This is a genomic window from Brevundimonas sp. SL130 (assembly GCF_026625805.1).
GTDB lineage: Bacteria > Pseudomonadota > Alphaproteobacteria > Caulobacterales > Caulobacteraceae > Brevundimonas.
The window spans coordinates 1,573,234-1,586,477 of the sequence record NZ_CP113064.1 but is presented as its reverse complement, the minus strand read 5'-3'; the positions used below and the strand labels follow the sequence as shown (position 1 = coordinate 1,586,477).

Here is a 13,244-nt window from a genome sequence, read left to right as displayed (position 1 = left end):
CGCGGCGCCGGATAGGGCGACCGCTATTAAAAGACGTCTCATTGGCGGATCTCCACAACCTTCAAGCCCGCGACCGCGGCCGGCAATGCGCCTTGGACGATGCGGGCCGTCGCGCCCTCGCTATCCGGCGTGGCCCCGAAAAAGCCGGTCAACTCTATCTCCGCAACTTTCGAGCCGGGGAGCGTGATCGGCAGGCCGCTCTGGCTGCTCGTCACCACCTCGCCAGGCGTTTCGACGGAAAAGCGATCTCCTACCCGCAAGCCCTGGCTCGATCCGCCGCTTATGAAGACGGTCTCGCCCGAAACGCGCAGAATATCGGTGAACCAGGCGCGTTGTTGAAGCTGATTGATGACATTGGTCATGGTGTCCGCAATCGCTGCCGCGATAGCCTGATCGTTCAGCGTCGAGTCATAACCTGCCCGCGTGCCGAACCCGGCAACCTCGCCCGTCTCGGTCGTGGCCTCGCCTGCGCCAGACGCCGTGAAGAACACCTGACCCGTACGCACATCGACGAGACGTATCTCCACGGTCGCGTTCACGGCCTGGCGACGCTGCGAGTTCAGAAAGCCCTGCTTGCCTTCATTGCGTCGTCCGAGTTGGGTCACGGACCCCATCAGTAAGGTGTCCACGCCAACGAGGCGCGCCGCTTCCGCAGACGAGATAACGCGCTCAGAGTTCAGCGCTTCAAGATCGCTGCGCTCGAAGACGTAGAAATGTCCCGAGCCCACCAGCGCGTTCACGAGCATATCGCCGGCCTGGCTTGCGATAGGATCGGGCTGGCCGGGGCTTAAAAGTAAGCGACCATAGGACGTGCTGTTTGAAAACCGTCCCACTGCAACTCGGCGCTTCAGCCCTGGCCGCTGCTCCGACGTAGCCGCACTGGTTGAAGAGTTTGCCTGCACCGCTGGCGCAGCAGACAAAACAGCGACTAGAGCCGCTGCCGCGCAAGCGGCAGAAACTCTTCGAAAGTTCAGCATTCAAATGCCCCCGATATTCGAGCAAGGCCTTGCCATGAAACCATAACGCTTGGCAACCATCAGTAGATCAGCTTCGCCTTCGTCCGACGACGGCTCTAGGCCGCCCACACCTCGTTCAGCACCTTCGCCGCCAGCGCCGCCTTATCCTGCGGCAGAAACCGTCCGTAGTGGGCCGCCACCGTCTGGGGCGTGTCCTGGATGGCATAGCTGGCCTGCTCATAGGAGCCGGTCTGTTTGAGGACATGGGTCGCCAGTACGTCCCGGACGCTGTGCGGTCCGTGCGACAGAAGCCCCTTGATCGCTCCCCTGCCCGTCCAAGGATTGTAGATCCCGTGCCGTTGGATGGTCAGCCGCCAGGCCTCGTAGAAACCGCTCTGCGTGAACTCCGCACTCCGACTGGTCCGCTTGACCGTCTTGACGAAGAAGACCCCGGGGTCCCTGGCGCCGGCCAGCAATCGACCGCGATCGACTTCAATATAGGTGTCGAGCCATCGATAAAGCGCGCCCAGATCAGGGAGCAGCAGCCGAAAGGGGCGCTTCGAGAAATAGGCGGAGTTCGCGTTCTTGAAGGCGGCGCAGGGAATGAAGACCTCCCACCCCTCATCCCGCATCGACCAACGCAGTTCCCCTCGCTTCAGGGCTTCAAGCTCGCGCTCCGTGCGGGGTGTTTCGTTTCGACGGCACAGCAGCAGCTGACGAAGATTCTTCTGGCGAAGCCCCAGATGCAGACCGAAGCGCAGCATTAGGAAGGCCCGCACGAACTCCGCAGCCGCGCGCGGATGACGTCTCCGATCTGGCATACGCGCGAGCACATCCTCGGCGATACGGCGATACTCCCGGACCGGGCTCGGCGACTCGAGAATCGGCAGGATCGGCTCGAAAGGGTCCCGGTGAATCCGGGCGACACGTTGTACCTCCCGGGCCCGCGCCAGCGTATGACGATGCACGACATCGCAGGCGCCCGCCCAGTCGGCCTGGGCTTCAACGATCATGTCTTCGGTCACCAGGCCCGGCACCGTGGGCATGTCGCAGGCTAGCGCCGGGGACTGCCGCAACCACCCGGTCCGCTCCCGCGTCAACGCCGCCGCCAGGAGCAGCATTTCCGCCTCCCATCCGGTGAAGAAGCCACGCCTCTGCTCCCTCCACTGCACATACCAGTCCCAGACCGCCGGGAAGACGAGGAGCCCCAGGGTCAGGTCTTTCGCGGGAACGCCCAGCCCCTTCACCGCGCTGTCCGCCGGCGCGGCCATGGCGCCCAGCATAAGCGCCAGGTGTTCGCCCCTCTGCATCGCCGTCGCCTCGCCCCAGACGCCTGAGCGTTCGAAGCCGATATCGGTCAGGGTCGCGGATTTGAACCGGACCAAAGCCGCCATCTCCGCGCGCAGCCTGGGCGGCGCCTGGAGACAGGCCGCTCCATTGCCGTCAAACCGGAAACCGAAGCGCTGGCGCGAAACCTCAGAATGGTAGCGCCTGTAGGCCGTGCCCCCAGCGAGAATGCGCGTGCGGACCCAGTCGAGGATTTCCGCCTGCTCGCGGCGCCCTCGGTCCCTGAAGTCGTCCGGAAGATGCCAGGCCAGCCGCCGCGCCTCAGACCGCGAAATCCCTTTAGGCGACAGAGCCCCCGTCGCCCGCCAACGCCCCATCCGCTCTGTAAAATAGCCCGCCTCAAGCCTGTAGCGATGCTCTATGAAGCCGAGCACCTTGAGGCTGGTCGAGCTTTGGGGCGTCTTGGCCCCCGTTCGCCATGCGGCGATGGCGTGCTGGTCAATCGAAAGCCCGGCCGCCGCCAGAGCCTTGTGCATCCGGTAGGTGGTGTCGCCATGCCGCTTCATCTGAAGATCGAGGGCGGCGTGAAAATCACCCGGGTCCTCGGGCGATGGCCACAAGAGATCGGGATGCAGAACAATAGGATCGGGACGCCGTCCCCGACGGGGGGAAGACGGCGCGGCGGCAGGCGAAACAGGCGACAAGACAAACTCCATGAGCCGTCGCCTCGGCGGCGACCCTCAAGAGACGTCCGACAATGCCCCTGACCCCGGATCGCTTCCCCAATAAAGCGGCAAGCTCGCAACGTCTTAAAAGCGCCATCAGCAGTTTTTATTGCAGCCTCATAAAGAGGACATCCACTCGTCTCGCCGCACTTACCCGAGACTGTCCTGTCCCGGGATTGCGCGCGCCAGTGAGAAGCTCACCTCCAGCCCGGTTGCACCTATGTCGGACAGTCCAAAATCAAGGCGGCTGTTATGGCCGGCGATGATCTGTGACACGAGGCTGAGGCCGATGCCGGCGCCGCTGGGCCGGCTGGTGAAGAAGGGTTTTAGGATGGTCTCCGGATCCAAGCCGCCTAGGCCAGGGCCGTTGTCCGACACCTCGAAACGAACCACGCTCGTTTCGACGCCGACCGACAGGCGAACGCGCGGCGCTTCGGCGGCGCCGGGTCTGGAGGCGACCGCCTGCGCCGCATTAAGCAGGAGATTGATTACGGCCTGCACCAGGAGGTCTGGGTCAGCCAACACGGTCACGTCAGGCATCCGCGACAGCTCCAGCGTGACGCCGTCTCCTGCATCGTGTCTCTCGAAAAGGCGTTGGACGTCCGCAACCAAAGGCGCAACCGTCACCGGGCGCAGTACGGGCAGCGGCAATCTGGCCAGCGCCCGATAGGATTCGACGAACCGAAGCAAGCCGACTGACCGGCGCTCAAGGACGGCCAGCGCATCCCCGGCCCCTTCCCTGTCGCCGTCAGCGAGCAGCAATTGCGCACTCTGCGCCAGGGACGTTACCGGTGTCAGGGAGTTCATGATCTCGTGAGAGAGGACGTCAAGCGTCTCTCGAAGGGTCGCGGTCTCGCGCGCACGGAGTTGCTCTTCGATGTCGGCAAGGGCGATCAACCTCGCCGGGCCATCCTCCTGCACGATGTCGGCGAGCGAGGCCGCATAGGCCCGTGGGCGGGGCCGCCCCAGCATCAGCGGCGTAGCGTCGGCCATCAACGGGCCGCCGGCCACGCGTAGCAACTCATCGGACGCGCCCAGGATCGGCCCATCCGTGACGAACAAGGCCCGAGACGCCCGGTTGAGTGCGAGGAGACGACCGTCGGGGGACCGGCTCACCAGGGCGGTCGGGACAAGGTCAAGCACATGAGCCAGCCAACGGCGCCGTGCCTCGGCGGACCGTCGCTCATCAAGATCGAATCCCGAGGCGGCGCCCCCGCCCGTCGGGGACCAGATACGGGCGAGACGCCCAAGCGCGGGGAGAGCGGCCAGAACCGCCAACACGCCCAAGGCCGCCGCCGTCGCCCACAGGCTTCGATCAATAGCAGCCCAGAAGCCGACCCCTAGGACAAATGCTCCGAGGAAGGCGACGGTCGCGCCGAACCGTTGGCTAGAGGCCATGCTTTTCCATCCGGCGATAAAGGGCGGCCCGGGTCAGGCCCAGATCGCGGGCGGCGTGGCTGACGTTGAATCCGTGGCGCTTCAGCGCCGCCTCGACCAGCCGGCGTTCCTGACGATCCAGATTGAGATCGTCGCCCGGCTCGACGGAGCGCGCCGACGCCGGTTCGCTGGAGGGTTTCAGATCGGAGAGGTCGAGCACATCGCCTTCTCCCAGGAAGACCGCCTGTTCGACAACCGCCCTGAGTTCGCGAATATTGCCCGGCCAGTCAGCGCCGGTCAGCCAGGCCTCGGCCTCCGGTGAAACCGGTCGGGGCAGACGGCCGACGTCAGCTGCGGCCCGTCGAATGAAGTATCGGGTCAGTTCGAGGATATCGCCGCGTCGCAGGCGTAGAGCCGGAACCTGAATCTGGGTCCCTGCAAGACCGAACCTCAAGCGATCGGGCCAGTGCGACAGCGCCTCCATCCGGGTCGTCGTGGCGAGGATGCGGACCGGCGAAGCGGCCTCGATCACGCCGGCAAGAACACCGAAGACCTCGGGAGCGAGCGCCTCGGCCGATTTGAGGAGCAGGACGCCTTCGGCGACCGCCTGAACACGCGCCATCTGTCCCTCCGGCGAGAGCGCCGCGAGATCAAGCGACACGAGAGGCCGGTCCCGCCGGGTCGAGGCGGCATGGATCGCCTGGGCCGTGAGCGTTTTTCCGGCGCCGGACTCGCCAGTGATCAGGACCGGACTTTCCGTCGCGGCCAGCCTGACGACGCGGGCGCGCAGTCTGTCCGCTGCGGGAGACGCGCCGATGATCAGCGCCTCCGACGCGGCGCCGGATGGCGCGCGCCCTTGCGCCCGCCGGCGACGTCTCAGAGCGACGGCGTCGGTGACGGCCGTGATCAGCCGCGCGTTGCTCCATGGTTTCATGATGAAATCGCCGGCTCCGGCGCGCATGGCCGCGACGGCGACGCCGACCCCGCTATGGCCTGTGACGACCAGGACGACCGCATCCGGATCCAGCGCCACGATCCGACGCAGGGCTTCCAGCCCCTCGTCGCCGGACCGGGCCCCGGGTCGGAAATTAAGGTCAAGCAGGATGGCGTCGACGGGCGCTTCGGCCAGAGCGGACCAGATCTCCTCGGGGCTTCTGATCATGGCGACCTCGAAGCCTTGACGCCGGAGAACAAGCGTCGCCGCCTTCAACACATCGGCGTCGTCGTCGATGAAAAGCACCCGGCCAGCCGGCGCGTCGATGGGGGACGTAACGGTCGCGGACATACAGGCTTTCGGTGTTCGAAAACGAACACAGGTAAGATCGCGTTGGCGAAAAGATCAAGCGCGGCGGCGCTTTAGGCCGATATCGAGCGGCACGTTAAACTTCGTTGCATGAGCCAGGCCGACCCGTCTTCCGATCCCCCGCCTTCCGCCACGCCGCCGGCGGGCGCCATGGATCGTCGCCTGCCTCGCAAGCGGTTCAGGCCTGGCCGCGTCGTCATGGGCGTAGCGGCGGCCGCCTTCGTGACCGTGATCGCGGTGCTGATCTGGCGCACCCTGCCTGGAAGCGGCGAGCTGGTGGTGAACGAGGCCGACCTCGCCACCGCAACGGCGCAGCAAGCGATCTTCGAGGACGCCCTTCCCGTCCGCGCCGTCGCAGCGCCCCTGCGCACGGTCCAGATCGTCGCAATCGAGGGGGGACAGGTCCAAAACGTGCAGGTCGAGGACGGCGCCCGTCTGACCGCCGGCCAGCCCCTGGCGATCCTGTCCAACCCGCGGCTGCGCATGGAGGTGACGGCGAGCGAGGCCCAGATCGCCGGTCAACTCGGCGACGCCCGGGGCCAGCAGCTCCAGATTTCGCGCAGCCGGTTGGATCGGGAACAGGCGATCAGCGAAACCGCGTTCAATCTGCTCAACGCCGAGCGCGAACTGGGCATCCGCTCAAGCCTGCACGCCAAGGGCATCGTCTCCGACGCCGGTCTGGCGGAGTCGCAGGCTCTGGCCGACTACCATCGCAACCGGCTGCAGAGCCTCAGGCGAGCCGAGCCGTCCGAGAACCAGTTGGCGCAACGCCAGCTCGAGGGCGTCTTGTCCTCATCCAACCAACTGCAATCCAACCTCTCGGCCGTCCGCGCCAGCTTGGACGCCCTGACCATTCGCGCGCCGGTCGCCGGTCGCCTGACCGCGTTTGACCTCCAGCCCGGCCAACCCCTGACGGCGGGCGCCGTGGTCGGCCAGATCGATTCAGAAGACGCCTACAAGCTCGTCGCCGAGGTGGACGAATTCTATCTCGCGCGCGTCAGCACGGGCCAAGGGGCGACAGCAACCCTTGAAGGCAAGACCTGGCCGCTGGCGGTTTCACGGGTTCTGCCCCAGGTCGCCAACGGCCGTTTCACCGCCGAACTGGTGTTCCGGGGGGCGACGCCGCCGAACCTGCGTCGGGGCCAAACCCTCGATCTGCGCATCACGCTCGGCGAGAGCCGTCCAGCGCTCGTCCTGCCGACGGGCGCCTGGCTCGAAGGGTCAGGGGGCGCCTTCGTCTATGTGCTCGACGCCGACGGTCGCCGGGCGACCAGGCGGGCCGTCCGTCTGGGACGGCGCAGTCCGACGCAGGTTGAGGTTCTCCAAGGCCTCGCCGCCCACGACCGCATTGTCGCCTCCTCCTACGCCGCTTTCGACGCGCGACCGCGCCTCGTTCTCCGCTGACTATTTCTCCTCGACGAAGGAAAACTCATGATCACTCTGGCCGGAATCCAGCGTCTGTATCGATCCGATGAGGTCGAGACCGCCGCGCTGCGCGACATCGAACTGAACGTAAAAAAGGGCGAGTTCGTCGCCGTCATGGGCCCCTCGGGCTGCGGCAAGTCCACGCTCCTGAACATCATCGGTCTGATCGACCGGCCCACCGGCGGGCGCTATCTGTTCAAGGACGAGGATGTGGCCCAGGCCGAGGAGGCGGCCCTGGCGGCCATTCGCGCGCGGCACCTGGGCTTCATCTTCCAGAGCTTCAACCTGATCGACGAGCTGACCGTCGCCGAGAATATCGAACTGGGCCTCATCTATCGCCGCAAGATGGCGGGTCCGGAGCGGAAAAGCCGGATCGCCTCGGCCATGGACCGGGTCGGCATCGCGCACAGGGCAGGCCATTATCCGCACCAGCTCTCCGGGGGACAGCAGCAACGCGCGGCCATTGCGCGTGCGATCGTCGGCCAGCCCGACCTTATCCTCGCGGACGAACCGACCGGCAACCTCGACAGCGAGAACGGGGCCCAGGTCATGGAGATTCTCAAGGGACTGAACGCCGAGGGCGCGACCATCGTCATGGTGACCCACTCTGCGGCCCAGGCCGATGAGGCCGGCCGCATCGTCGACATGCTGGACGGGCGCATCGTCGCCGGCGTCCGTCGCGCGTCCTGAGGAGAACGCCATGATCGGCCACTACCTGAAGACCCTCTACCGATCGCTGAGCCGTCACCGGCTCTACACCGCGCTCAATGTCGGAGGGCTGGCGGTCGGGATCGCCGTCTTCCTCATCCTGTTGCTGACCGTCCGTTTCGAGACGGGCTTTGATCGCTGGACGCCCAATGCCGACCAGATCTATCGCCTCAGCGTCGTCACCCGCTGGCCCGGCGGAGAGCCGAGCTTTTCCGGCAATGTCCAAAGCGTCGCCGTCGGCCTGATCAAGGAGGACTATCCCCAGATCGCCGCCGCTACCCGGGTGATGGGGAGCGGAGCCAGAATCAGGGCGGGAGGGCCGATCATCGAAGAGAGCATGGCCCTTGTGGACACCGACTTCTTCAAAGTGTTCGACCTGCCCCTGATTGAGGGCGACAAGGCCCACGCCCTGGACGACCCCGGTTCGGTGGTGCTGAGCCAGACGGTCGCCAAGCGTCTGTTCCCCGAGGGTCCCGCCCTGGGTCGATCGGTCGTGCGCCTGGTGCGAGGCCAGGAACGGGCCTATCGGGTCACGGCGGTGATGAAGGATCTTCCGGCCGACAGCTCGCTCGACCTGAATATGCTGTTCCTGATCAATCGGGCTGATTTCGACATCGACGAGGCCGCCAACACCTTCGACCGCTGGGGCAGTTTCAACACCTCGGCCTATTTCCGGATCCCCAAGGCGGACCAGGCCCGGGCGGTCGGCGCCGATCTGGCGAACTTCGTAAAACGGCGCATTCCGCCGGACGCTCTGCCGTCCCCGATCAACGAGACCCTCAAATACAGCCTGACGCCCCTTACGGACATCCATTTCGCCGACGCGCGCGATCCGAATGCGGAACGATCCGCCAATGCGACCGACGTGGCGGTGCTGGGGATCGTGGGGCTGATGACCCTGGTCATCGCCGCCCTGAACTATGTCAACCTGGCCAGCGCACGGGCGGGTCTGAGGGCGCGCGAGGTGGCGGTGCGCAAGGCGCTAGGGGCGACGTCACGCGTCCTGACGTTGCAGTTCCTGGTCGAGGCCGTCGTCCTGGCGTCCGCCGCCGCCCTTTTCGGCCTGGCCCTGACCGAACTTATACTGCCGGTGGTCAACGCCTATGGCGGGACAACGCTGAAGCTCCAGTATCTCGGCGCCGACGGCGTGGTGCTGATGGTTGCCGCCACGGCCCTGATTGTCGGCGTCGGCGCAGGAGCCTGGCCCGCCCTGGCCCTCGCGCGGTTCGCGCCCGCCGGGGTTCTGGCCTCAGCCCGCTCCCCCGGGGGCGGCCGCGCCGGATCGCAGCTTCGCAGCATCCTGGTGGTCGTCCAGTTCACGGTCGCCCTGGTGTTCAGCATCTGTACCTTCGTCATGCTGGTCCAGAGCCACCATCTGCGCACCGCCGATCTCGGCTTTACGCGCGAGGGCATCCTGGTCCTTGAAAGGTTCTGGGGATCGGAGCTGGACGGTCGCCGCGCCGGTCTGCTGGATCAGTACCGGCGTATCCCCGGGGTGGTCTCCATCACCGTGTCCAGCCGTTCGCCCGCTACCGGGTCGGTATCCCAGACCAATGTCTCCAGGCCGGGTCATGTCGGCGAGGAACCGGCTGTGGTCATCGAGGAAGTCGGCCCCGACTACTTCAAGACCTATGGCGTGGACGTGGCCGCCGGACGCCCGTTCAATCCCGAGAACAGGCTGGACGACTCCAGAGCCGAAGACGGAGATTCTCCGCAAACCGGCGCCGTCGGCCGTAACGTCATGTTGAGCGAAAGCGCCCTTCCGATCCTCGGCTTCTCCAGCGCGGCCTCGGCCGTGGGTCAGACCGTGCGGTTCGGCGGCGAGCCCATGACGGTGATCGGGATCGTGCGCGATGTCCGGTTTCGGTCGCCGCGCGACCAGATTCCGCCGGTCCTCTATCGCTACCGCAGCGATGACATCCCCGGAGGCGTCCTCGTCGTGCGCTACAACGGCGATCCGATCGCCATTCGCGCCGCCATGGAACGCGCCTGGAGCCTCGCCGCCCCGACGGTCCCCTTCGAGGCCAAGACCGTGGCTCAGATGCTGGAGCCCTATTACAAGCCCGAGGACCAGCGCAGCCGCCTGTTCGGCCTCGGCGCTGGGGTCGCGATCCTGATCGGCGCGCTCGGTCTGTACGGCATGGCCGCCTTCGTGACGGCGCGACGGACGCGCGAGATCGGCATTCGCAAGACCTTGGGCGCCTCAACCACCGAGGTGCTGGGTCTGCTGGTCGGCGAGTTCCTCAGGCCCGTGGGCGTGGCGGCGATCATCGCCTGTGCAGTGGCCTTCCTGCTGATGAGCCGCTGGCTCGAGCGGTTCGACGATCGCGTCGGCCTGTCCCCGCTGGCCTTCATCCTACCGGTCGCCGGGGCGGTCCTGATCGCCGTCCTGACCGTTCTGGGCCACGCCGTGGCGACGGCGCGATCCGAACCGGCCAAGGCCTTGAGAAGTCTCTAGGGACGATCCGCCAAACCACCGGAGGGTCCAGCCGAAAGCGGACTCTCGGATTGAGGGAGAAGAGTCAGAATCGGACGCTCCGCCCATTAACGGGCTCAACGGTCCCCCTCCCCTGTAAGTCTCCAGCCCAAAGACGATCACGCCGCTTCACCCCGCATCGCCGAGGCTAGCTGCAGCCAGCTATCCTGAGCGATATCTTCGGAATCCTCACGGCTGCGCCCCGCCGCCGTCCAACCGCCTCGCGGTCACCACGGCGCCCAGGGCGACGGCGCTCAGGATCAGGCCGCCGATAAAGGCCAGCCGATAGCCGCCCGCCGCCGCCACGCCTGTCATCACCGAAGAGGCGCCGATCTCGCCCAGATCCCGCGAACTCTGGACGGCGGTCATGTCAGTGCCGGCCTGATCGTCCCGTGCCGCAAACTGCATGGCCAGGGTCATGGCGCCGACCGAGGCGGAACCGCTGCCTGCAGCACCGATCATCATGGCCGCCAGAATAACCGGATGCGCCGCCCCGATCATGCCGGTCGCCACGCCCAGCCACAAGGCGAGCCCCGCCGCGCACAGCATCACTCCGCCGGTCAGAACGCGGAACAGGCCAATGCGGCCGATCAGCCAGGCCGCTCCGCCACAGCCGACAACTATGGTCGAGGCCCCTGCGACCATGCCGTAAAGTCCGATCTGCTCCAGCGGCCACCCTGCATCCACCAGCCACAGCTTGGCCAGGCCGAAGCCGGACGCCGCCGTCAGCGCCGTGAACAGCGCTGTCGCCAGAATGGAGCCTGCCCCTGGACGGCGCAACAACCGAAAAAGACTGGCCCGCCGCCCGCGCACCGGAGCGTCATGCGGCGCTTCACGCATCGCCAGAGCCAGGACGAAACCAACCGCCACGACTGCAGCCAGCGCGACCAGCGCCGCCGCTCGCCCGACCAAGCCGCTCAAGATCAGTGCGCCCGAGCCGCCCACAAAGAAGCCGATCATGGTGCAAGCCACCTGCAGTGCATTGGCCCGCGCCAGCATGACGCCGCCGAAACGCTCCGCAGCCAGGCCGTCGGTGGCCGTGTCCTGGGTGGCGCTGGCCAACGACGCCAGGACGCAAAGGCCCACCACCACCGGCGCCCTGTTCAGCCCCACCACCGCCACGCCCAGCAGGCACAGGATGACGATCGCCTGCATGGGCAGTATCCAGCTCCGACGCCGCCCCAGACGTGGCCCCCACAGATTGTCGACCCAGGGCGCCCACAGCACTTTCAGCACCCAAGGCAGGCCGACCAGCGGCAGCCAGGCCAGCGCGGCCAGCGATGCCCCGTCCTTGCGCAACAGGGTCGGCAGGGCCTCCATCGCCACGCCGAACGGAATGCCTTGCGCCAGATATAGGGCCGCCACAGTCAACAACAGACGCATGGATTCAGGCGTGAGACGATCGTGCTTTTCCATGGATGTCCCCGGGATCATGCGAAAGGATTGCGGCGCGGCGAACGCCCCGCCTTGTTGCGGAGGGACGTGTTTCGTTCCGGGAGGCGCGCAGGCCGGCGACGGCGTAACCACAGCCAGGGGCCGGTCACGACCAAGGCGATGGGCGTCAGACTGAACAGCAGATAGACCACGCGCAGCCACGGCCGCTCCCACAGACCCGTATGCAGGGCCTTGGCGGCGATCATCACCTTCATGAAGCCAGGCGGTTCGCGCGCAGCCAGGGGCGCGCCCGCAGCATCGAAAGCCACCGTCGTCGACTTGCGCCACGGTGCGGCGTCGCGTTTCAGTACGATCACCATGACGCCCTGCGGGCTACGGCTCAGGGCCTGCACCTCGCCGCCCGGATGAAGCGCCAGCGCCGCATCCACCATCTGCGACAGAGGCGCCCGAGACGCTGTCGCTTGTCCGGCTCCAGCTGTAGGCGCTGGCTTGGGACGGGCTTTCGCCGCGAGTGTCGCTCCCGGGCGGCCGACGCCGAACTCGGGCAGGCTTTTGTAGACCAGGAGCATGAAGCCGGTTGAGGCCCACATGACGATGAACAGCCCCCCAACCAGCCCGGTCCAGTGATGCAGCGAAAGCACGCGCAGCGGCGACGCCAGAGGCGAAGACGTTAGGGTCCTCCAACGCCGCCGCATCATGGCGACGCCAGTGATCGTCAGGCAGACGACCCCCAGCGCCATCGCCAGCACCACAAGCTTGCCCGTCACGCCCAGAAACAGACTGTTGTGCAGTTTCAGCAGATCGTCGCGCAGCGATGCCTCTGCCATATCCACGCGCATGATCCGACCGCTGCCGGGGTCAAATTCGGCGCTCAAGGCCGGGCCTTCGCCCGATGCGGGACGCAGGCCGATCTGCCAGCTGCGCTGCGGCGTGGAGCCCGGCAGGATCAAGCCCATCTGGTGATGCGGATAGTCCACCGCCAGCTGCGCCATCGCCGTCTCGATCCCGGCCAGCGAGGTCGCCGGATCGTTCAGGCGTACAGATCCCTTCAGATTGGTCTGCGGCTCCATCAACAGCGCCGTCCCCGTCAGGGCGACGATCAGGAACACCATCGCACAAGCCAATCCGACCCAGCGATGGACCCGCCAGAACAAGGGCCGCCAATTCACGTCCCGGCCTCCACGGGGCGCATCTGGGTTCCCCCGGCCGGGGTCACGAACATCAAGGCGGATGGCCGCTTGAGCAGCAGCCGATGCCAAATGCCCTGCGGCACCACCACCGCCCCGCCCTGCGTCAAGGTCAAGGTCAGGGTCAGGGGCAGGCGCGCGCCTTCGCCCGGCCGGTCCAGCACCACGTCCATCTCTCCCTCGATCAGGTGCAGGAATTCATCCCCGGCGGGGTGCATCTCCCACCTGTCGGGGTGAAGATCCTCGGCCGCCTGCGGGCGACTGAAACCAATGACGCGGCCGCCAGCGCAGCGGTTGACGTTTCGCCAGGCGTCGACCGACCGCAGCAGGGGCAAGGCGCCGCCTTCCGCGTTGAGCAGCACCAGATGGTCCAGCGCGTCGAACGGCTCGATCAGGTCGGCCATC

The 13,244-nt window shown here is 66.6% G+C and carries 10 protein-coding genes; 3 read left to right on the top strand and 7 right to left on the bottom strand.

The features are described from left to right. Positions 1–38: 38 nt before the first annotated feature. The 4 genes from OU998_RS07890 to OU998_RS07875 form a co-directional block, all read right to left on the bottom strand. Positions 39–977, bottom strand: coding sequence for a CsgG/HfaB family protein (locus tag OU998_RS07890; RefSeq protein WP_267516432.1), 939 nt, complete (start codon positions 975–977; stop codon positions 39–41). A 95-nt stretch (positions 978–1,072) separates the two neighbouring features. Beyond that, a complete protein-coding gene (locus tag OU998_RS07885; RefSeq protein ID WP_267516431.1) occupies positions 1,073–2,809 on the bottom strand; it encodes a hypothetical protein in 1,737 nt (578 codons plus the stop codon). Between the two features lie 309 nt (positions 2,810–3,118). Continuing rightward, positions 3,119–4,030 carry a sensor histidine kinase gene (locus OU998_RS07880; RefSeq protein WP_267516430.1) on the bottom strand — a complete coding sequence of 304 codons (912 nt, stop codon included), beginning with the start codon at positions 4,028–4,030 and terminating at the stop codon, positions 3,119–3,121. A gap of 325 nt (positions 4,031–4,355) precedes the next feature. Continuing rightward, positions 4,356–5,630 carry a sigma-54-dependent transcriptional regulator gene (locus tag OU998_RS07875; RefSeq protein ID WP_267516428.1) on the bottom strand — a complete coding sequence of 425 codons (1,275 nt, stop codon included), beginning with the start codon at positions 5,628–5,630 and terminating at the stop codon, positions 4,356–4,358. A gap of 108 nt (positions 5,631–5,738) precedes the next feature. On the opposite strand from OU998_RS07875, the gene OU998_RS07870 reads away from it, so the two are divergent. From OU998_RS07870 to OU998_RS07860, 3 genes are read left to right on the top strand one after another with little or no spacing between them, the layout of a single operon-like run. After that, positions 5,739–7,052: an efflux RND transporter periplasmic adaptor subunit gene (locus OU998_RS07870; RefSeq protein ID WP_267516426.1), complete on the top strand. Its 1,314-nt coding sequence runs from the start codon at positions 5,739–5,741 to the stop codon at positions 7,050–7,052. A gap of 27 nt (positions 7,053–7,079) precedes the next feature. Further along, positions 7,080–7,763, top strand: a complete 684-nt coding sequence (locus OU998_RS07865) for an ABC transporter ATP-binding protein (protein WP_267516425.1) — start codon at positions 7,080–7,082, stop codon at positions 7,761–7,763. A gap of 10 nt (positions 7,764–7,773) precedes the next feature. Then, positions 7,774–10,239: an ABC transporter permease gene (locus tag OU998_RS07860; protein ID WP_267516423.1), complete on the top strand. Its 2,466-nt coding sequence runs from the start codon at positions 7,774–7,776 to the stop codon at positions 10,237–10,239. Between the two features lie 207 nt (positions 10,240–10,446). Here the strand turns inward: OU998_RS07860 and OU998_RS07855 are convergent, their stop codons facing one another. From OU998_RS07855 to OU998_RS07845, 3 genes are read right to left on the bottom strand one after another with little or no spacing between them, the layout of a single operon-like run. Next, the gene (locus OU998_RS07855) at positions 10,447–11,673 is read right to left on the bottom strand and encodes a RhtX/FptX family siderophore transporter (RefSeq protein WP_267516421.1); all 1,227 of its coding nucleotides are present in this window, start codon (positions 11,671–11,673) and stop codon (positions 10,447–10,449) included. A 14-nt stretch (positions 11,674–11,687) separates the two neighbouring features. After that, positions 11,688–12,821, bottom strand: coding sequence for a PepSY-associated TM helix domain-containing protein (locus OU998_RS07850; protein ID WP_267516419.1), 1,134 nt, complete (start codon positions 12,819–12,821; stop codon positions 11,688–11,690). Then, positions 12,818–13,243, bottom strand: a complete 426-nt coding sequence (locus tag OU998_RS07845; protein ID WP_267516418.1) for a cupin domain-containing protein — start codon at positions 13,241–13,243, stop codon at positions 12,818–12,820. Before OU998_RS07845 ends, OU998_RS07850 begins: the two co-directional genes overlap by 4 nt. Position 13,244 lies beyond the last annotated feature (1 nt).